The sequence below is a fragment of the Nocardioides sp. Z13_37 genome (assembly GCF_058355585.1).
Window position 1 is genome coordinate 245,693 of record NZ_JBZGDV010000003.1, and the last position, 19,055, is coordinate 264,747.

The 19,055-nt window shown below is 72.7% G+C and carries 16 protein-coding genes; 10 read left to right on the forward strand and 6 right to left on the reverse strand.

The annotated features are described in order from the left end of the window. Nucleotides 1-19: 19 nt before the first annotated feature. On the forward strand, nucleotides 20-1,030 hold the full coding sequence (sepH, locus tag AC4H2S_RS10835) for a septation protein SepH (RefSeq protein WP_491496983.1): 1,011 nt from the start codon (nucleotides 20-22) through the stop codon (nucleotides 1,028-1,030). Nucleotides 1,031-1,105: 75 nt separating this feature from the next. Here the strand turns inward: sepH and AC4H2S_RS10840 are convergent, their stop codons facing one another. Further along, on the reverse strand, nucleotides 1,106-1,945 hold the full coding sequence (locus tag AC4H2S_RS10840; RefSeq protein ID WP_491496984.1) for a sulfurtransferase: 840 nt from the start codon (nucleotides 1,943-1,945) through the stop codon (nucleotides 1,106-1,108). Between the two features lie 54 nt (nucleotides 1,946-1,999). Between AC4H2S_RS10840 and AC4H2S_RS10845 the strand changes: the two genes are divergently transcribed. Further along, the gene (locus AC4H2S_RS10845) at nucleotides 2,000-2,653 is read left to right on the forward strand and encodes a thymidine kinase (protein ID WP_491496985.1); all 654 of its coding nucleotides are present in this window, start codon (nucleotides 2,000-2,002) and stop codon (nucleotides 2,651-2,653) included. A gap of 47 nt (nucleotides 2,654-2,700) precedes the next feature. On the opposite strand, the gene AC4H2S_RS10850 is transcribed toward AC4H2S_RS10845, so the two are convergent. The 3 genes from AC4H2S_RS10850 to AC4H2S_RS10860 are packed head-to-tail and all read right to left on the reverse strand — an operon-like array spanning nucleotide 2,701 to nucleotide 7,176. Further along, the gene (locus AC4H2S_RS10850) at nucleotides 2,701-3,837 is read right to left on the reverse strand and encodes an alkaline phosphatase family protein (protein ID WP_491496986.1); all 1,137 of its coding nucleotides are present in this window, start codon (nucleotides 3,835-3,837) and stop codon (nucleotides 2,701-2,703) included. 10 nt (nucleotides 3,838-3,847) lie between these two features. After that, nucleotides 3,848-4,429, reverse strand: coding sequence for a DUF5998 family protein (locus AC4H2S_RS10855; protein ID WP_491496987.1), 582 nt, complete (start codon nucleotides 4,427-4,429; stop codon nucleotides 3,848-3,850). Between the two features lie 23 nt (nucleotides 4,430-4,452). Further along, nucleotides 4,453-7,176, reverse strand: a complete 2,724-nt coding sequence (locus AC4H2S_RS10860; protein WP_491496988.1) for a bifunctional acetate--CoA ligase family protein/GNAT family N-acetyltransferase — start codon at nucleotides 7,174-7,176, stop codon at nucleotides 4,453-4,455. Nucleotides 7,177-7,654: 478 nt separating this feature from the next. Here AC4H2S_RS10860 and AC4H2S_RS10865 point away from each other — a divergent pair, with 478 nt between their 5' ends. The 5 genes from AC4H2S_RS10865 to AC4H2S_RS10885 all read left to right on the forward strand — a co-directional run bounded on the left by AC4H2S_RS10865 (nucleotide 7,655) and on the right by AC4H2S_RS10885 (nucleotide 14,260). Further along, nucleotides 7,655-10,165 (forward strand): DNA gyrase/topoisomerase IV subunit A, encoded by a 2,511-nt coding sequence (locus AC4H2S_RS10865; protein ID WP_491496989.1) that lies wholly within the window; start codon nucleotides 7,655-7,657, stop codon nucleotides 10,163-10,165. A gap of 5 nt (nucleotides 10,166-10,170) precedes the next feature. After that, on the forward strand, nucleotides 10,171-10,899 hold the full coding sequence (locus tag AC4H2S_RS10870) for an LppX_LprAFG lipoprotein (protein ID WP_491496990.1): 729 nt from the start codon (nucleotides 10,171-10,173) through the stop codon (nucleotides 10,897-10,899). Next, nucleotides 10,896-12,704: an MFS transporter gene (locus tag AC4H2S_RS10875; protein WP_491496991.1), complete on the forward strand. Its 1,809-nt coding sequence runs from the start codon at nucleotides 10,896-10,898 to the stop codon at nucleotides 12,702-12,704. The genes AC4H2S_RS10870 and AC4H2S_RS10875 overlap by 4 nt, the downstream gene beginning before the upstream one ends. Before the next feature lie 20 nt (nucleotides 12,705-12,724). After that, the gene (locus tag AC4H2S_RS10880; RefSeq protein WP_491496992.1) at nucleotides 12,725-13,219 is read left to right on the forward strand and encodes a beta-class carbonic anhydrase; all 495 of its coding nucleotides are present in this window, start codon (nucleotides 12,725-12,727) and stop codon (nucleotides 13,217-13,219) included. 249 nt (nucleotides 13,220-13,468) lie between these two features. Beyond that, entirely contained in the window at nucleotides 13,469-14,260 is a 792-nt protein-coding gene (locus AC4H2S_RS10885; protein WP_491496993.1) for a hypothetical protein, read from the forward strand. 184 nt (nucleotides 14,261-14,444) lie between these two features. Here the strand turns inward: AC4H2S_RS10885 and AC4H2S_RS10890 are convergent, their stop codons facing one another. Next, nucleotides 14,445-16,517 (reverse strand): DNA gyrase/topoisomerase IV subunit B, encoded by a 2,073-nt coding sequence (locus AC4H2S_RS10890; protein WP_491496994.1) that lies wholly within the window; start codon nucleotides 16,515-16,517, stop codon nucleotides 14,445-14,447. Nucleotides 16,518-16,773: 256 nt separating this feature from the next. On the opposite strand from AC4H2S_RS10890, the gene AC4H2S_RS10895 reads away from it, so the two are divergent. The 3 genes from AC4H2S_RS10895 to AC4H2S_RS10905 all read left to right on the forward strand — a co-directional run bounded on the left by AC4H2S_RS10895 (nucleotide 16,774) and on the right by AC4H2S_RS10905 (nucleotide 18,431). After that, the gene (locus AC4H2S_RS10895) at nucleotides 16,774-16,998 is read left to right on the forward strand and encodes a DUF7455 domain-containing protein (RefSeq protein ID WP_491496995.1); all 225 of its coding nucleotides are present in this window, start codon (nucleotides 16,774-16,776) and stop codon (nucleotides 16,996-16,998) included. A gap of 121 nt (nucleotides 16,999-17,119) precedes the next feature. Then, a complete protein-coding gene (locus tag AC4H2S_RS10900) occupies nucleotides 17,120-17,596 on the forward strand; it encodes a DUF456 domain-containing protein (RefSeq protein ID WP_491496996.1) in 477 nt (158 codons plus the stop codon). 7 nt (nucleotides 17,597-17,603) lie between these two features. Then, entirely contained in the window at nucleotides 17,604-18,431 is an 828-nt protein-coding gene (locus tag AC4H2S_RS10905; RefSeq protein ID WP_491496997.1) for an EamA family transporter, read from the forward strand. A gap of 21 nt (nucleotides 18,432-18,452) precedes the next feature. On the opposite strand, the gene AC4H2S_RS10910 is transcribed toward AC4H2S_RS10905, so the two are convergent. Continuing rightward, on the reverse strand, nucleotides 18,453-18,992 hold the full coding sequence (locus tag AC4H2S_RS10910; protein ID WP_491496998.1) for a hypothetical protein: 540 nt from the start codon (nucleotides 18,990-18,992) through the stop codon (nucleotides 18,453-18,455). Between the last annotated feature and the right edge of the window lie 63 nt (nucleotides 18,993-19,055).

Consider the following 19,055-nt stretch of genomic DNA (forward strand, 5'->3'; position numbering starts at 1 on the left):
AGGCAGGAGCCCGCCGTCGATGGCCAAGCTGACGTTCACCGGACGCAGCAGGGACGGCAAGCGCCTGCTGCTGGTGGACGAGTCGGGCCAGGAGCACACCCTGGCGATCGACGCCCGGCTCCGCCGCGCGCTCACCGGCGCCCCCGACAGCAACGGCCAGTTGGAGATCCCGATGGAATCAAGCCTCCGTCCACGCGACATCCAGGCACGCATCCGAGCCGGTGAGTCACCGGAGGCGGTGGCCCACGCGGCCGGCACCTCGGTGGAGAAGATCATGCCCTTCGCCGCGCCGGTCATGGCCGAGCGCGCGCACGTCGCCCAGCGCGCCCAGCTCGCCTCCGTACGCCGCCGCGCCAGCGAGTCGGGCGCCCGCACGCTCGGCGAGGCCGTGAGCGCCCACCTGCGCTCGCACAACGTCGACCCGGCCACCATCGAGTGGGACGCCTGGCGCCGTGAGGACGGCCGATGGACCCTCACCGCGCTCTACGAGGTGGCCGGCCGCGTCGGCACCGCCACGTTCTCCCACGACCCGCGCGGCAGCTTCGTCACCGTCGACGACGACGACGCCCGCTGGCTCGTCGGCGACGCCGCCCCGGCCGCCGCCACCTCGCCGGCCGCCGACGACCTCGCCGCCGCACGGCGGCGGCGCCTCAGCGCGGTGGACGAAGACATGCCGCTCGGCGACGACGCGATCGAGATGGTCACCGGCGAGGAGGCGCCCGCCTCTCCCGAGGAGACCACCATGGAGCTCCCCGCCCCTGACCTGGGCGCCGAGCAGCCCGTCGAGGCCTATCTCGACGAGCGCGACGCCCGCAGCAGCCGTGGTGCCGCCGAGCCGGCCGCCACCGGGGAGCCCTCCCCCTCGCCCGAGCCCCGGAACGACCAGCAGTCCGACCAGCAGTCCGAGCAGCAGTCCGACGCGGCCGCCGCGGCCGCGGGCGAGCCCCGGTCCAAGCCGGCCCGCAAGCGCGGTCGCGCGTCGGTGCCGAGCTGGGACGAGATCATGTTCGGCGGCGGCAAGGGCGACTGAGGGTCGCGTCTGGTCCAGGTCGACGTCCACCCGCTGACGTCCGCCGAGCGTCGGCGCCGGGTCTCGGTGAGCTGATCAGCCGGTCTCGACGGGCCGGTCGGGGTCGGTGATCCAGCCGCTCCAGCTGCCCGGGTAGAGCGCCGCGCGGATGCCCGCCACCTCCATCGTGAGCAGGCCGTGCGCCGCGGTGACGCCGGAGCCGCAGTAGACCGCGACGGACGTCGCCGTGTCGGCGCCCACTCGGCCGTACATCTCCCGAAGCCGGTGCGGCGGCAGGAACCGGCCGCGGTCGTCGAGGTTGGCCGTGGTCGGCACGTTGACCGCGCCCGGGATGTGGCCGGCGACGGGGTCGACGGGCTCGGTGTCGCCGCGGAAGCGCTCGGGGGCACGCGCGTCGACGAGCACCTCCACGTCGAGCACATGCTCCGGCCCGACGACGGGCGTCTGCGGCGCCGCCGCCACGGTGAAGTCGCCCGGCGCGACGTCGACCGGCCCGGTCTCGGCGGGGTGACCGTCGGCCAGCCACGCGGTCCACCCGCCGTCGAGCACCCGCACCTCGCTGTGCCCGTGGTGGCGCAGCAGCCACCACGCCCGCGCGGCCGCCCGCCCCTGCCAGTCGTCATACACGACCACCGGACGGTCGCGACGCACGCCCGCACGGCGCATCGCGGACTCGAACCGCGCCGGGTCGGGCAGAGGGTGGCGTCCACCCGCGCCCGGCGGGTCGGCGAGGTCGGCGTCGAGGTCGACGTAGGCCGCCCCCGGCACGTGGCTGGCCTCGTGCAGCTCGCGTCCCGGCGGCCCGCCCATGACGTAGCGCACGTCGAGGACGGTGACCCGGCCGGGATCGGAGGCGAGCTCGTCGGCCAGCTCGTCGGGGCTGACCAGCGGCCGGCGGGAGAAGTCGACGTCCATGCCCGGCACGGTAGCCGCCCGTCCGGGGCGGCACTGTGACAGGATTCCCCGGACATGGCTGAACTGCACTTCTTCACGGGCACGATGGACTCCGGCAAGTCGACGCTGGCGCTCCAGACCAACCACAACCACGCCGCCCGGGGACGCGTCGGCCGGATCTTCACCACCCACGACCGCTCCGGTCAGGCGGTGGTCTCCAGCCGGCTCGGGCTCACCCACGACGCGCTCGAGGTCGACGCGGGCTTCGACTTCTGGGCCTACGTCGTCGACACCCTGACCCGCGGCGGCCGCATCGACTACCTCGTCTGCGACGAGGCCCAGTTCTACACCGCCACTCAGATCGACCAGCTGGCCAAGGTCGTCGACGAGCTGCAGATCGACGTCTTCGCGTTCGGCATCCTGACCGACTTCCGCTCCCAGCTCTTCCCGGGCAGCGCGCGGCTCGTCGAGCTCGCCGACCGGATGAACGTCCTCCAGGTCGAGGCGCTGTGCTGGTGCGGCAAGCGCGCCACCCACAACGCCCGCACCGAGAACGGAGCGATGGTCGTCGAGGGCGACGTCGTCGTCGTCGGCGACGTGGACACCGTCGACGAGCCGCCCGCCGACGTGGCCTACGAGGTGCTGTGCCGCCAGCACCACCGCCGACGGCTCACCGCGGCGCGGGCCAAGGCGGTCTCGCTGGCGCCGGAGCCCCTGCCGTTCGGCTGAGCCGGCTCGGACCGTCGCCCGGCCCTCGCCCGGCCCTCACCCGGCCCTCACCCGACGAGGATCGGGATCAGCATCTCGGTCGAGGTGAGCGAGCCGTGCAGCCCGACCAGGGTGTCCTCGTAGGCGAAGTCGCGCGACGACATCACGGCGGTGTCGTCGCGGCAGGCGACCATCACGTCGCCCAGCCGCGGCAGCACGCCCGGGGCGACCGGGCCGAACCATCCCAGGCCGATGGCCTCGTCGCGGGTCACGACGCTCGCCCGCTCCCCCAGCACCTCGCGCCAGCTCGCGACCACGTCGGGCACGGCGCCGGCCGCGCAGTAGAGGTGGCGGAACCTCGCCTCGCCGCCGAGCAGCGCCACCCCGTCGCGCATGCCGTCGACCTCGTCGACGTCGACCCGCGCGTCACGCGGGCTGTCGACCATGCCGTGGTCGGCGACCACCACGAGGCGGGTCGAGGGCGGCAGCGCCTCGCGCAGCTGCTCGGCCTCGGCGTCGACCATCGCCAGCTGCTGCAGCCACTGGGTCGAGGCGACGCCGAACTTGTGGCCGGTCCAGTCGAGGTCGGAGTCGTAGACGTAGGTCAGCGACGGCTGGTCGGCCGAGGCGGCCACGGCGGCGGCGATCCGCTCGCCGACGCGGTCGGCCCCGACGTACGCCGTCCCGCGCTGGGAGGCGACGGTGAGTCCGGACCCCTCGAAGTCGCGCTTGTTGACCGAGGTGACCCTGACCCCGGCGTGCGCGAGCCGGCCGAGCGCGGTCGGGTGGGGCTGCCACTCGACCGGGTCGACGCCCTTGTCCCACCACAGGTGGTTGAGCAGCCGGTCGGTGCCCGGGATCCGGGCCGTGAACCCGACCAGGCCGTGCGCGCCCGGCGGCAGCCCGGTGCCGAGCGAGGTGAGGGACGTCGCGGTGGTCGAGGGCACCCCCGCGGTGCCGATGGCCGCGCCGTCGAGGAGCGACGACAGGTAGGGCGCGGAGTGCGCGTAGCGGGCGAGCAGCTCGGCCCCCATGCCGTCGATGAGGAACACGACGTAGGACGGGGCCGGTGGGAGCTCGATGCCGACGGGGTGGCCCTCGAGCTCGACGCCGAGCGCGCGGGCGACCGACGGGACCACGTCGGCGAGCGAGCGGTCGCCGTAGGCCGGCGCGGTGAAGCCCGCCGGCGCCTGGTGCGCCGTCACCGGTGGGTGCTCATCCGCGGGTGCGGGCGGACAGCGCCTCGGCGAACGCGAGCAGGCCGGCCACGGCGTCGGCGCCCTCGGCGGCGGCCGACACCCGCAGGGTGTAGTCGTCGCCGGCGAGCGTGCCGGTGTAGCCGTGATCGGCGTCGCAGTCCGGGTCGGAGCAGGCCGCCGGCTCGAGGTCGAGGCGGCCCACGCCGCCCCAGCCGATGGTCAGCACGGCCTCGGCGGGAGGGGCGACGCCCTTGGTCGGGTTGGCCACCATCCGCGTCACGACGACGGTGCGGATCGAGGTGAGGGTCACGGCCTCGGTGGTCGTCGACGTGTAGGGCTCGGGCAGCAGGTCGTCGCCCGGGTGCTCGTCGGTGTGCGCGATCACCAGTCGCGTCGGCGTGAGCAGGAGCGCCGTCAGGTGGCGACGCACCTCCTCGTGGTCGAACGTCGTCTCGTGGTGGACGAAGTAGGACACGACCTCCTCGCCACCGGCTGCGGAGAAGACGCCGTCGGCGACGACCTCGGGGTAGTAGCCGGTGCGGTGGATCGCCTTGCGGAGGTCGTGGGAGACGTCCGCGTCACGGGTCGAGCGGGGCATGGTGGCAGTCTGTCACGACTGGCTCAGTCGGGCAGGGTGTCCCCAGGCATCGTGCTCAGCCGCCGGACGAACCAGTCGGACCGCGGGTCCTTGACCGGCTCGACCCGCACCGTGGCGCCGAGCACCGTCGCGCCCTTCGTGCCGGCCAGCACGAGCGGCAGCTGGAGCGCGCGGACCTGCGGCAGGTCGTGCTGGAGCTGGGCCACCTGGCGCACCAGGCGCTCGATCTCGGCCACGTCGACGCTCTCGCCACCGCGGTAGCCGAAGAGGAGCGGCGAGGCCTTGATCTCGCGCACCATGTCCTGGGCGTCGTGGTCGGCGAGCGGCGGGATCCGGAACGCCCGGTCACCCAGCAGCTCGGTGAGCGGGCCGCCGATGCCGAAGGACAGCACAGGGCCGAAGAGCGGGTCCTCCATGGTCGCGATGGTGACCGGCACGCCGGGCGGGGCGTTGCGCTGCACCACGAAGCCGGCGCGGTCAGGGTCGGTGATGACCTGGCTGAGCGAGCGCCACGCCTGCGCCATCTCCGCGGGCGTCTCGATGTTGCGCCACACGTGCGCGAGGTCGGGCCGGTCGCGCAGGTGGTCGGCGGTCGCCTTGAGCACCACGTCCCAGCCCAGCGCCTCCCCCGCCGTGGTCGCCTCGTCGAGCGTCGCGACGGCGTAGGTGTCCCACAGGTCGATCCCGTAGGCGGCCAGCAGCCGGTTCTGCTCCTGGAAGTCGAGGTCGCGGCCCTCGGGGTGACGCATGAGGGCCTCGTTGACGAGGTGGCGGGCGGCGTCGACGTCGTTGGCGACCGGCTCGACGGCCGGCGCCTGCGGCACCCGCAGCCACACGGCGTACTCGACGACGTGCGCGAGCGCGCGCACGGCGGCCTCGACGGCGGGGTACGACGGCACCGACCCGCGGCCCGCACTGGACCCGGCGACGTCGGGCACCCGCAGCAGCTCGGGGACGCCCTCGGTGCCGAGGAAGGTGGACACGATCGGCTTGTCCGACTGCTCGCCGACGGCGGCGAGCACGTTGGCGACGTCCTCACGGGCCCCGGCGACGTTGAGCGGGGGGATGAAGATCGCGACGACGGCGTCGACGTCGGGGTCGTCGATGGCGGCGTCGAGCGCGTCCTCGAAGTCCTCGGCGGTCGCGTCGGCGCCGAGCGCCTCCTGTCGGTTGACGACCAGGCCGACGGAGTTGGCGGCGTCGGCGGCGAGCAGGCCGAGCGCGTCGGAGTTGCCCACGACGGCGACCCGGCGCCCCCGCGGCAGCGGCTGGTGGGCGAGCAGCTGGGCGACGTCGAACATCTCCTCCAGCGACTCGACCTGGATGATCCCGGCCTGCCGGAACATCGCGTCGACCGCCTCGCCGGGTGCGCCGATCTTGCGCACCGCGTGGCCCATGGGCACGCCCTGCGAGCTGCGCCCCGAGCGCACCGCGACGATCGGCTTGCGGCGACTCACCCGCCGGGCGATGCGGGAGAACTTGCGCGGGTTGCCGATCGACTCGAGGTAGAGCAGCACCACCTCGGTGGCGTCGTCCTCCTCCCAGTACTGCAGGAGGTCGTTGCCCGACACGTCGGCGCGGTTGCCGGCGCTGACGAAGGTGGTGAGGCCGAGGCCGCGGTTCTGCACCTTCTCCAGGATCGCCGAGCCGAGCGCGCCGGACTGGCAGAAGAAGCCGGCGCGGCCGCGGGGCGGCATCACCGACGAGAGCGAGGCGTTGAGCTGGACGTCGGGGTCGGTGTTGATGACGCCGAGGGCGTTGGGCCCGATCAGGCGCAGGCCGTAGGAGCGGCAGAGCCCGACCAGGCGGCGCTGCCGCATGCGACCCTCCTCGCCCGTCTCGGCGAAGCCCGAGGAGATGACGACCAGGCCGTGGACGCCCTTGGCGGCGCAGTCGAGGACGACGTCCTGCACCGCCTCCGCGGGCACCGCGACGATCGCCACGTCGACGTCGCCGGGGATGTCGCCCACCGACTTCCACGCCGGCATCCCCGACACCGAGTCGGCGCTCGGGTTGACCACGTGGATGCGGCCGGTGAAGTTGCCGAGCACGAGGTGGCGCACCAGCGCCCGGCCGATCGTGTCCTGGCGGCGGCTGGCGCCGATGATGGCCACCGACCGCGGCGAGAAGAAGCGCTCGATCGAGGCGTACTCGGCCCGGTGCTCGCGCTGCTCCATCACGCCGAGTGCGGTGTCGGTCGGGTCGATCCGGAACACCATCTCCATCACGCCGTCCTCGAAGGCGCTCTTCACCTGGTAGCCGGCGTCGCGGAACGTGTGGATCATCGCCTGGTTGTCGGGAAGCACCTCGGCGACGAACTCCTCGACGCCGCGCTCCCGGCCGGCCTGGGCGAGGTGCTCGAGGAGGAGCTGGCCGATGCCGCGGCCCTGGTGGGCGTCCTCGACGAGGAAGGCCACCTCGGCGTAGCCGGGGCGGATCGTGTCGTAGCGGCCCACCGCGATCATCTGGCCGGCCACGAGCAGGATCAGCGCGACCCGGTCGCGGTGGTCGACGCGGGTGAACCGGTCGAGGTCGCGGTCGGACAGCTCGGGCATCGGGGAGAAGAAGCGGTAGTACTTCGACTGGTCCGAGACCCGGCTGTAGAACTCGACGAGCAGCTCGCGGTCCTCGGGCTGGATCGGCCGGATGTGGGCCGTGCGCCCGTCGCGGAGCAGGACGTCGGCCTCCCAGTGCCGGGGCGCGGGCGTCGTACGCGCCTCGTCTGCAGCAGCGTCCGTCTCGGTCACGGCTGCAATCTATCGGCCCCCGCCCACGCCCCCACGCCGAGTGGGCGCGTCCTGACCCCGGGATCACCGTCGAGTCGGCGCATCCTGACCCCAGATCACCGCCGAGTCGGCGCGTCCTGACCCCAGATCACCGCCGAGTGGGCGCGTCCTGACCCCAGATCACCGCCGAGTCGGCGCATCCGACCCCAGATCACCGTCGAGTCGGCGCGTCCTGACTCCAGATCACCGCCGATTCGGCGCATCGTCGCCGGTCGTCGGTGAGGACGCGCCGACTCGAACCCGTGTGCGCGCAAGGACGCGCCGACTCGACCCCGTATGCGCGCCAAGACGCGCCCACTCGACCCCATCTGCGCGCCAAGACGCGCCCACTCGACCCCATCTGCGCGCCAAGACGCGCCCACTCGACCTGGTGAACCGGCGGGGCGCCGTCGGCGTGCCCCCGGTCGTCGGCGGGAGGACACCGGGGACAATGACCGCCATGGCACGACGCACGAAGCAGCAGCCCCTGCCGGACGACTTCGAGGAGCACATCCTCGACACCGACATCCGCGACGAGATGCAGACGTCGTTCCTGGAGTACGCCTACTCGGTCATCTACTCCCGGGCGCTGCCCGACGCGCGCGACGGCCTCAAGCCGGTGCAGCGCCGCATCCTCTACACGATGGACGACATGTCGTTGCGCCCCGACCGCGGTCACGTCAAGAGCGCCCGCGTCGTCGGCGAGGTGATGGGCCGGCTCCACCCGCACGGCGACGGCGCGATCTACGACGCGCTGGTCCGCATGGCGCAGCCGTGGTCGATGCGGCTGCGCACCGTCGACGGCCACGGCAACTTCGGCTCGCCGGACGACTCCCCCGCCGCGATGCGCTACACCGAGTGCCGGATGGCGCCGGCCGCGGTCGCGATGACCGCCTCGATCGACGAGGACACGGTCGACTTCAAGCCCAACTACGACTCGCGCGAGATGGAGCCGGTCGTGCTGCCGGCTGCCATCCCGCACCTGCTGGTCAACGGCTCGGCCGGCATCGCGGTCGGCATGGCCACCAACATCGCCCCGCACAACCTCGTCGAGGTGGTGCAGGCGCTCAAGCACCTCATCACCCACCCGAAGGCCTCCCTCGACGACCTGATGCGGTTCGTCCCCGGGCCCGACCTGCCGACCGGCGGCAAGATCGTCGGCCTCGACGGCATCCGCGACGCGTACGAGTCGGGCCGCGGCACCTTCAAGATGCGGGCCACCGCCCGCATCGAGTCGGTGACCGCGCGGCGCAAGGGCATCGTCGTCACCGAGCTCCCCTACGGCGTGGGCACCGAGCGCGTCATGGAGCAGATCAAGAAGCTCGTGATGGCCAAGAAGCTGCAGGGCATCGCCGACATCAAGGACCTCAGCGACCGCGAGCACGGCCTCCGGCTGGTCATCGAGATCAAGAACGGCTTCGTGCCCGAGGCGATCCTCGAGCAGCTCTACCGCCAGACCTCGCTCGAGGACTCCTTCGGCATCAACGCCGTGGCGCTCGTCGACGGCCAGCCGCGCACCCTCGGGCTCAAGGAGATGCTCGAGGTCTTCCTCGGCCACCGCTTCGACGTCGTACGCCGTCGCTCGTCCTTCCGTCGCGCCAAGGCCGCCGACCGGCTGCACCTCGTCGCCGGCCTGCTCATCGCCATCCTCGACATCGACGAGGTCATCCAGGTGATCCGCGGCTCCGACAACGCGGCCGCCGCCAAGGAGCGGCTGATCGAGATCTTCGAGCTCTCCGAGGTCCAGGCCGACTACATCCTCGACATGCCGCTGCGCCGCCTCACCAAGTTCAGCAGGCTGGAGCTGGAGAAGGAGAAGAGCGAGCTCGAGCGCACGATCGAGTACCTCGACGCGATCCTGGCCGACGAGAAGCTCCTGCGGAAGGTCGTCTCCGACGAGCTCACCGAGGTGGCCAAGGAGCACGGAACGCCGCGGCGCACGGTGCTGCTCGGCGCGGCCCCGGCCGTGACGGCCGCCACCGACGTCGAGGTCAGCGACGACCCGTGCTTCGTGCTGCTCTCCTCGACCGGCCTGCTGGCGCGCACCAAGGATGTCGCCCTCCCCGGGCGTGGCGGTGGTCGGACCAACCACGACGTCACCGTCTCGGCGGTGCGCACCACCAAGCGGGGCGAGGTCGGGGTGCTGACCAACAAGGGCCGCCTGGTCCGGCTCTCCGTGCTCGACCTCGGCAACGCCGAGCTCCCGTCGACGGCCAACGACCCCAACCTCCAGGGCACCCTCTCGCTCAGCGAGCTCGTCGCCCTCGAGCCCGGCGAGCGGCCCCTGGCCCTCACCTCGCTCGCCACCGACGGCCCGGGCCTGGCGCTCGGCACGCGCGACGGCGTGGTGAAGCGGGTCAACCCCGAGGTGCTCAACCGCGACGAGTGGGAGGTCATCGGGCTCAAGGACGGCGACGAGGTCGTCGGCGCCGTCGAGCTCACCACCGGTGAGGAGGAGCTCTGCTTCATCTCCACCGACGCCCAGCTGCTCCACTTCCCGGCGTCGGTGGTCCGGCCCCAGGGCCGGTCCGGCGGCGGCATGGCCGGCATCAAGCTCGGCGCCGGTCAGCGGGTGGCGTTCTTCGGCGCGTTCGACCCGGCCGAGGCCGTCGTCGTGACCGCGTCCGGCTCGTCCACGGCCCTGCCCGGCACCGAGGCCGGCTCGGTGAAGGTCACGCCGTTCACCGAGTACCCCGGCAAGGGGCGCGCCACCGGCGGGGTGCGCAGCCACCGGTTCCTCAAGGGCGAGGACACGCTGGTCGCGGCCTGGGCCGGCCCCGGCCCGGCGCGTGCGGCGGCGGCGAGCGGCGCGCCCGTCGAGCTGCCCGAGGCCGACGGCCGGCGCGACGGCTCGGGCGTGCCCGCGTCCCAGCCGATCGCAGCAGTGGCCTCCCCGGTGTCGGCCCAGGTGGCGACCCTCGCGGAGGCCGGCACGGACGCCGGTGACGCCCCCACCCCTGTGGAAGGCTGAGCCCCATGTCAGCCCGTGCCCGCACCTCAGGACGACTCGTCACGACGGTCGCCGCCCTCCTCCTCGCCCTCCCCGCCCTGGCCGCCTGCTCCGGCGACGACGGAGGCGGCAGCGCCGCCGACGACCGGCCCACCCCCGAGGAGGCCCTCGACGAGGCCGCGACCACCCTCGCCGAGACGAGTGGGGTCGACCTGACCCTCTCGACGCCGACCCTGCCCGACGGCGTCTCGGGCATCACCCGGGCCGTCGGCACCATCACCGACGCGCCCGCCTTCGACGGCTCGATCACCGTCGTGTTCGCCGGCCAGACCGTCGACGTGCCGGTCATCGCGGTCGACAAGACCGTCCACGCCCAGCTGCCGTTCACGCCGGGCTGGAACGTGGTCAACCCCAAGGAGTACGGCGCGCCCAACCCGGCCAACCTGATCGGCGAGAAGGGCTTCGCCGGGCTGCTCGGGCTCACCGAGTCGCCCGAGGCCGGCGACAGCGTGCGCGGCGGCGTCGGCAACTCCGAGATCCTCACCACCTACACCGGCACCGTGCCCGGCACGGCGATGGAGGCGATCATCCCGTCGTCCTCCGGCGACTCCTTCGACGTGGAGTGGCAGGTCACCGACGAGGGCGAGCTCCGCAAGGCGACGCTCACCGGCGTCTTCTACCCGCGTGCCGATCCGATGACCTACACCGTCGAGTTCGCCGACTACGGGATCGAGAAGGACATCACCGCACCGTGAGCCAGACCGCGGGCGCGACCGGACGGCGGTCCGACGACGGGGTCGCGCGCGGCTCCCGGCTGCTGCTCGCCCTGGCGGCGGTCGCGGTGGCGTTCGCCGCAGCCGACACCTACGTCGTCGTCCTCGCGCTGCCCGACATGATGACCGGCGTCGGCGTGCCGATCGACCAGCTCCAGCGCGCCGCCCCGATCGTCAGCGGCTTCCTGCTCGGCTACGTCGCGATGCTCCCGCTCATCGGCCGCATCGCCGACCTGCGCGGCCGCGTGCCGGTGCTGGTGATGGCGCTGGTGCTCTTCGCCCTCGGCTCGCTCATCACCACCGTCGCCTACGACATGCCCAGCATCGTGGCCGGACGGTTCCTCCAGGGCGTCGGCGGCGGCGGCCTCGTGCCGGCCACGCTGGCGCTGGTCGCCGACCTCTATCCGGTCGAGCGGCGCGGTGTCCCCCTCGGCGTGGTCTCGGCCGTGCAGGAGATCGGGTCGGTCCTCGGCCCACTCTTCGGCGCCGCCGTGCTGGCGTTCGCCGACTGGCGCGCGATCTTCGCGATCAACCTCGCCGTCGGCCTGGTGCTCGCCGTCGCGATCCGCTCCCTCGCGCCGCGCACGACCGGCACGGACGGTGCGGGCGGCGTCACCAGCCGGCGACGGCTGCCGGACCTCGTCGGACTGTTCCTCGTGGCGGCCGCCCTCGCCGGCGCCGCCGTGGTGTTCCTGCGGCCCGCGTCGTTGATGCGCGACCTCACGTGGGGCCGGCTCTTCGTCCCGTTCGCCGGTGACGGTCGCTGGCTCACGCCGATCGGCGCCGTCACCGTCGCCGCGCTCGTCCTGCTGGTGGCGTGGTGCTGGCTCGCGCCCCGCCCCCTGCTCGACCTGCGCGGCTGGGCCCGGGTCCTGGTCGACGCCGACCTCGTCGGCGCCCTGCTGCTCGCGGCGGCACTCGGCGGGGTCATCCTCGCCTTCGCCACGGCGGACCCCAAGGTCGAGGTCTTCTCGCCGCAGGGCCGCTGGTACCTCCTCGGCGCCGCCCTGGCCGCCGTCGCGTTCGCCTGGCACCTGCGCCGCGCCGTGCAGCCGCTCGTGCCCCGCGGCGCGCTGCGGCGTACGCCGGCGTGGGGGGCGCTGCTGGTCAGCTTCTTCGTCGGTGCCGCGCTGATCGCCGCCCTCATCGACATCCCCCTCTTCGCGCGCACCACCGTCTATCCCGACGACCAGCTGCCGGCCGCCCTGGTGCTGGTGCGCTTCCTCCTGGCCCTGCCCGTCGGTGCGATCGCCGGCGGCTACCTGATCCGCGTCGTGGCCCCCGGCCTCGTCACGGCCGTCGGGATGCTGCTCGCCGGCGCCGGCTTCGTGCTGATGACCCGCTGGGGCCTCACCACGATCGAGGAGCCGATCGCCAACCTGGCCCTGGTGACCGGAGGCCTCGGCTTCGGCCTGGCCCTCGCCCCGATCAACGCCGCGCTGCTCGCGTCCACCGACGACGACGCCCACGGCGTCGCCAGCGCCTTCGTGGTGGTCGCCCGGATGGTGGGAATGCTCGTGGGCATCTCCGCGCTGACCACGATCGGCCTGCGTCGCTACTACTCCGAGCAGCTCGCCGTGCCGCCGGTGCAGGAGGTGTGCGACGGCAAGAGCCGGTGCCCCGAGTTCTCCGACCTGCTGCGGGTCGCCGGCATCGCCCAGGAGCACGCCGTCTTCTGGGGGGCGGCCGGCTGCTCGGTCGTCGCCGCCGTCCTCGCGCTGGTGCTGTTCCGTGAGGTGCGTCCCACCCGGCTCGCGGCGCGGGACGTCTTCCCGGCCGGCAGCTGAGGCGCGCTAGCCTGCCGGGCGTGAGCGACTTCGACGACCTCCTGCAGGCCAACCGCGAGTTCGCGGGCTCCTTCGACCTCGGCGGCTTCGACGGCAAGGCCCATGCCGGCATCGCGCTGGTGACGTGCATGGACTCGCGCATCGACCCGCTGGGCATGCTCGGGCTGCGCCACGGCGACGCCAAGATCTTCCGCAACCCGGGCGCCCGGGTGACCCCCCAGGCCCTCGAGGCGCTGGTCCTCGGCGTGCACCTGCTCGGCGTGCGCCGCATCCTCGTCGTCCCCCACACCCGGTGCGCGATGGCGTCCGCGTCCGAGCAGGAGCTGCGCGCCAAGGTCGGCGAGTCCGCCGGCGTCGACGCCAGCTGGCAGTCGTTCGGCGTGGTGTCCGACCAGCTCGACCAGCTGCGCCAGGACGTCGCCAAGGTGCGTACCCACCCGCTGATCGGTGAGCGCGCCAAGGTCGGCGGCTTCCTCTACGACGTCGACACCGGCCTGCTGGACGAGCAGGTCTGAGCCTCGCCCCCCGGGGACGCCTGTTCGTAGGGCGCTCTCAGCTCCCGGCGTGTCGGACAGGACAAACCCGCCCTACGGCGGCCGACCTACGCTCGTCCGCGCCTCGGCGCCCCACTTCGTCCTGCCCGACGCGCCGGGCGGCCCTCAGGGTCGAGCGCGTCGACGTCGATCTCAGCGGTGCCCGGCGATGAAGCTCTTCCAGGAACGGAAGACAACCGTTGCAGGATCTCTCCTGCCATAGTTCGCGTCGTGATTGTCGGACTCATCGGCGACCTCGAGGGCGACCGCGACTGGGCAGTGGACCGTTTGCGAGCACTGGGTGAACGCGGCGACGTGCAGGTGGCCTGCCAGCTGGGCGACCTGCGGTACGGCATGGGTGCCGACCCAGCGGGATACCTTGGCGCGATCGAGTCCGTCTGTGCCGAGTTCGGACTTCGGCTGCTGTGCATCAACGGCAACCACGAGAACTGGGCACGCCTCGACCGACAGTGGGCCGACCCGCGCTGGCAGAACCCAGACGGCACCCTCAGGCCGATCGACCTCTCGGAGCATGTCACCGCACTCCCGCGGGCGCACCGCTGGGCGATGGGTGGACGCACGTTCGTGGCGCTCGGTGGTGCGCCGTCAGTGAACCGCCTACGTCTGACGGAGGGTGTCGACTGGTGGCCATCCGAGGTCATTCGTGAGGAGCACGTGACAGCGACGGTTGCTGGTGGTCATGCCGACGTGATGCTCACCCACGACAGTCCCAGGTCGCCGTACTGCACGGCACCTGTCGCCGAGATCATGGCGACCAACCCCAACGGGTGGCCCGAGTCCATCCTCAGCTACGCCAAGGACGGCATCGACAAGGTGACAAGCGCGGTAGTCGGCGTGAAGCCACAATTGCTCGCCCACGGTCACTTCCACGTCTCTGGCGAGACCACGGTGACGCTCCCCGGCGCAACCCACGAGACCACCATCTGGTCGTTGGCCGCCAACCAGGACCCTGCCAACGTCCGCCTCCTCGACCTCGCCACGCTTCGTCCCCCGTCGGCCTAGGCCCCGGACTGTTCCTGGCGGAATCGCCGCGGCTCGCGTCCCACGTACGTGCGGCCCAGCGCCGTCCGGCGTCCCGCGCGTCGAACAGGACAAACCCGCCCGACGACGGCCGACCAACGCTCGTCGGTGCCTCGACGCCCCACTTCGTCCTGTCCGACGCGCCGGGCGGCCACCCGCGCGGCCGTCAGGCGTCCAGAGACTCCATGTCGACCTCGTAGGCGCCCTGCACGATGAACTCCTTGCGCGGGGCGACGTCGGAGCCCATGAGCAGGTCGAAGACCTTGCTGGCCTCGTCGACGTCGTCGATGGTCAGCTTGCGCAGCGTGCGGTGGCGGGGGTCCATGGTGGTCTCGGCCAGCTGGTCGGCGTCCATCTCGCCGAGGCCCTTGTAGCGCTGGATGGGGTCCTTCCAGCGCACGTTCTTCTTCTTCAGCTCCGCGAGCCTGCGCTGGAGCTCGTCGTCGGAGTAGGTGTAGATGTACTTCTCCATCCCCTTCTTGGGGTTGGACAGCTCGATGCGGTGCAGCGGGGGCACGGCCGAGAACAGCCGCCCGTCGCGCACCAGGTCGGGCATGTACTTGAAGAACAGCGTCGCGAGCAGGCAGCGGATGTGGGCGCCGTCGGAGTCGGCGTCGGCCATCAGGATGATCCGGCCGTAGCGCGCCGCCTCGAGGTCGAACGTACGGCCCGAGCCGGCGCCGACGACCTGGATGATCGAGGCGCACTCGGCGTTCTTGAGCATGTCGCCGACGCTGGCCTTCTGCACGTTGAGGATCTTGCCGCGGATCGGGAGCAGCGCCTGGAACTCGCTGCTCCGCGCGGCCTTGGCCGTGCCCATCGCCGAGTCGCCCTCGACGATGAAGAGCTCGGTGCGCTCGGTGTCGGAGCTGCGGCAGTCGAAGAGCTTGGCAGGCAGCGCCGAGGACTCCAGGGCGTTCTTGCGGCGCTGGTTCTCCTTGTGCTGGCGCGCGGCCAGGCGGGTCTTCGAGGCGCCGGCGACCTTCTCCATCAGGAGCTTGGCCTGGGCCTTCTCGGCCCGCTTGGTGGAGGTCAGGAACGCCTTGAGCTCGCCGGCCACCACCTTGCGGACGACGCCGCGAGCCGCCGGGGTGCCGAGGATCTCCTTGGTCTGGCCCTCGAACTGGGGCTCGGCGAGGCGCACGGTGACGACGGCGGTCAGCCCTTCGAGGACGTCGTCCTTGATCACGTCGGCGTCGGCGGCCTTGAGGACCTTCGCGGCGCGCATCGAGTCGTTGAACGTCTTGGTCAGCGCCGACTCGAAGCCGCTGACGTGGGTGCCGCCCTTGGGAGTGGCGATGACGTTGACGAAGGAGCGGACCTCGGTGTCGTAGGCGGTGTCCCAGCGCACGGCGACGTCGACGAACAGCTCGCGCTCGATCTCCTGGGGCGTCATGTGGCCCTTGTCGTCGAGGAGCGGCACCGTCTCGGTGAAGGTGTCGGTGCCCTGCAGGCGCAGGATGTCGGTGACCGGCTCGCCGTGGGAGAGGAAGTCCACGAACTCCGCGATGCCGCCGTCGTGGCGGAACTTCTCCTCGACCATCTCCGAGGAGCGCTGGTCGCGGATGACGAGCTCGAGGCCCGGCACGATGTACGACGTCTGGCGGGCGCGGCCGACCAGGCCCTCCATCTCGAAGCGTGCGTCCTTGGTGAAGATCTGCCGGTCGGGCCAGAAGCGGATGCGGGTGCCGGTGCGGCCCTTGGCCACCCGCTTGCCCTTGCGGGTCAGGCCCGACTGCGGCGTGAAGGGCGCGTCGGGGCCCTCGCCCTCGAAGACGCCCGGCACGCCGCGCTGGAACGACAGGCCCTGCTGCGAGGGCGAGCGGTCGACGTCGATGTCCATCCGCGAGGACAGCGCGTTGACGACCGACAGGCCGACGCCGTGCAGGCCGCCGGTCGCGACGTAGGACCCGCCGCCGAACTTGCCGCCGGCGTGCAGCTTGGTCGCCACGACCTCGACCCCCGACAGGCCCGTCTTGGGCTCCTTGTCGGTGGGGATGCCGCGCCCGTCGTCGAAGACCTCGACCGACCCGTCGTCGTGCAGCGTCACCTCGACGCGGTGCGCGACGCCGGCCAGGGCCTCGTCCACGCCGTTGTCGATGATCTCCCACAGGCAGTGCATCAGCCCGCGCGTGTCGGTCGAGCCGATGTACATGCCCGGTCGCTTGCGGACCGCGTCGAGTCCCTCGAGGACGAGGAGGTGCGCGGCGTTGTAGGTGTTGTCTGCCGGTGCTGCCACAAGGGAAGAACCTACCCGCGACACGCCGGACGGCGACGGAGGCACGCCTGCCCCGTCGCGCGCATGCTCGGGTCTAGCGTGGGGCACCTCACAGGTGTCGCTCCGGCGACGCACGGTCCACTGTTGGGGACATCACCACCGGGAAGGGGCACGGCGTGGTTGACTTGAAGTGTCCCGGGCCCGGGGGCCGGCGGGGAATCTTTGCCCCACTGGTTACGTTGGGCCTGACACCGAATGAACAAGAAATGAGGCTGACGTGACCACTGCCACCGCACCCACCCAAGCCGTCCTGACGGCCGGTGACCGCTGCGACCGCTGCGGTGCCCAGGCCTACCTCCGCGTGGAGCTCCAGACTGGCGGCGAGCTGCTGTTCTGCGCCCACCACGCCCGCGAGCACGGCGAGAAGCTCCGCGAGATCGCGGCCAACGTCCACGACGAGACGCACAAGCTCGAGTCCCCCGCCGCGGGCAGCGAGGCCTGATCTCGACCCACTCCCACCCACCGACTCCCAGGACGGTCCCGGACACGCTCTCCGGGGCCGTTCTGCGTGTCTGGACGGTGTCGTCGGCCACGACGGGCCGGCGTCTGGGAGTCTGTGCCCCGTGAGCTCCACCGAGATCCTCGTCGCCCTCGTGATCGCCGTGGGCATCGCCGGCATCATCGTGCCCGTGCTGCCCGGGTCGATCCTCGTGCTGGGCGCCGTCCTCGTCTGGGCCCTCGACATCGGGACCACGACGGCGTGGGCGGTCTTCGCCGTGTGCGCGGTCGTCCTGGCCGCCGGGTCGGTCGTGAAGTACCTCGTGCCCGGTCGCAGCCTCAAGGCTTCGGGCGTGCCCAACCGCACGCTCCTGGTCGGCGCCCTGCTCGCCTTCATCGGCTTCTTCGTCGTCCCCGTGGTCGGCCTCTTCATCGGCTTCGTCCTGGGGATCTACCTCGCCGAGCGCACGCGCGTGGGAGCCGCGGCCGCCGGGCCGTCGACCCGCTCGGCCCTCCGCGCCGTCGGGGTGTCGATCCTCATCGAGCTGGCGGCGGCATCGCTCGCGGCACTCGCGTGGGTGGCCGGCGTCGCCGCCACCTGAGGCACCGATGGCCGTCCTGCTCGCGCTCGCCGCCGCGCTCGCCTACGGGCTCTCCGACTTCATCGGTGGCCTCGCCTCGCGCCGTACGTCGGCGTGGCCGGTCGCCGTCGTCGGATCGGCCGCGGCCCTCGTCGGTGCCGTCGTCCTCGCCCTGCTCGTCGAGGGGTCGCCGACGCGCACCGACCTGTGGTGGGGCGCCCTGGCCGGCGTCGGCACGGGGACGGGCGGCGCCTTCCTCTACCGCGGCCTGGCGGCCGGGCGGATGGGTGTCGTCGCACCGATCTCGGCGGTCGGGTCCGCTCTCCTGCCCGTCAGCGTCGGCGTCGTCACCGGCGAGCGCCCGGAGGTGCTGGCGTGGGCGGGCGTGCTCGCGGCGGTGCCGGGCATCTGGCTGGTCAGCCGCGAGCCGGGCGGGGCGGGCGACCTCGCGGCGGGCATCGCCGACGGCGTCCTGGCGGGCCTCGGCTTCGGCCTGCTCTTCGCCGCGATGGGCCAGGTGCCCGAGGAGGCCGGGTTCGCCCCGCTCGCCGTCGCCCAGGGGGTGGCCGTCGTCGCGGTCGCCCTGACCGCGAGCGCCCTCCGCGCCCGGTGGGTGCCCCACCATCCCTCCCAGGCGTGGGGTGTCGCGACCGGTGTCCTCGGCACCGCAGCGGCCGCGGCGTTCCTCCTCGCCACCCAGTCCGGCCTGCTCGCCATCGCCTCCGTGCTGACCTCGCTCTATCCCGCGGTCACCATCGCCCTCGCCGCGGTCCTCCTCCACGAGCGGATCCACCGTGCCCAGGCCGTCGGCCTGCTGCTCTGCGGCCTCGCGGTCGCGCTCGTCGCAGCGGCGTGACGCGGGACGAGGTGGCCGGCGTCAGACCCCCAGGCCCGGCGCGAGGGGGAGGCTCCAGCGACGCCGCTTGGGCGCCCAGTCGCGCACGGCGCGCTGCCCGGCATGGTCGATCATCTTGGCTGAGACGCGCACGGACTGCGACCGGTCGAGGCAGTCACGGCTCACGACCGCGCGGAACACCTCCTGACCCCACTTGGGCCGCGCCCGGTAGTCGCACCGGACCTGGTCGCCGCTGGCACGCCAGCCGTCGGCAGCGGTGAGGACGTAGTCGGTGCCGTCGCCCAGGCCGCTGCTGAGGACGTACTCGGGTCCCTTGCGGTCGCGGTCGGTGTCGAAGAACACCGAGACCCCGGCCGCGCTCGAGCGCACCAGCTCGGCGAACCGCACCTTGACGACCATGGTCTCGTCCCCGTGGCGGGCCTCGAGCCGGTAGATGTCGGTGAGCGAGCCCTTGGCGTCGGCCGGGTCGTCGACGGTGTAGAACTCCGCGTGCGCCGGCGCAGCGACGAGGATGGTGAGCGCCACGGCGTGGACGGCCAGGAGAGAGATCCGAGTTCTCATGCGTCGAGTGTGACACCGCGCACGGGTGCCGCGTCCAGCGACTTCCGAGGGCTGGACTCCGCG

Excerpts from the sequence above, each read along its gene's own strand:
- sepH (WP_491496983.1), top strand. The coding sequence starts at position 20 with ATGGCCAAGCTGACGTTCACCGGACGCAGCAGGGACGGCAAGCGCCTG.
- AC4H2S_RS10840 (WP_491496984.1), bottom strand. The coding sequence starts at position 1,945 with ATGGACGTCGACTTCTCCCGCCGGCCGCTGGTCAGCCCCGACGAGCTG.
- AC4H2S_RS10845 (WP_491496985.1), top strand. The coding sequence starts at position 2,000 with ATGGCTGAACTGCACTTCTTCACGGGCACGATGGACTCCGGCAAGTCG.
- AC4H2S_RS10855 (WP_491496987.1), bottom strand. The coding sequence starts at position 4,429 with ATGCCCCGCTCGACCCGTGACGCGGACGTCTCCCACGACCTCCGCAAG.
- AC4H2S_RS10865 (WP_491496989.1), top strand. The coding sequence starts at position 7,655 with ATGGCACGACGCACGAAGCAGCAGCCCCTGCCGGACGACTTCGAGGAG.
- AC4H2S_RS10870 (WP_491496990.1), top strand. The coding sequence starts at position 10,171 with ATGTCAGCCCGTGCCCGCACCTCAGGACGACTCGTCACGACGGTCGCC.
- AC4H2S_RS10905 (WP_491496997.1), top strand. The coding sequence starts at position 17,604 with ATGGCCGTCCTGCTCGCGCTCGCCGCCGCGCTCGCCTACGGGCTCTCC.
- AC4H2S_RS10910 (WP_491496998.1), bottom strand. The coding sequence starts at position 18,992 with ATGAGAACTCGGATCTCTCTCCTGGCCGTCCACGCCGTGGCGCTCACC.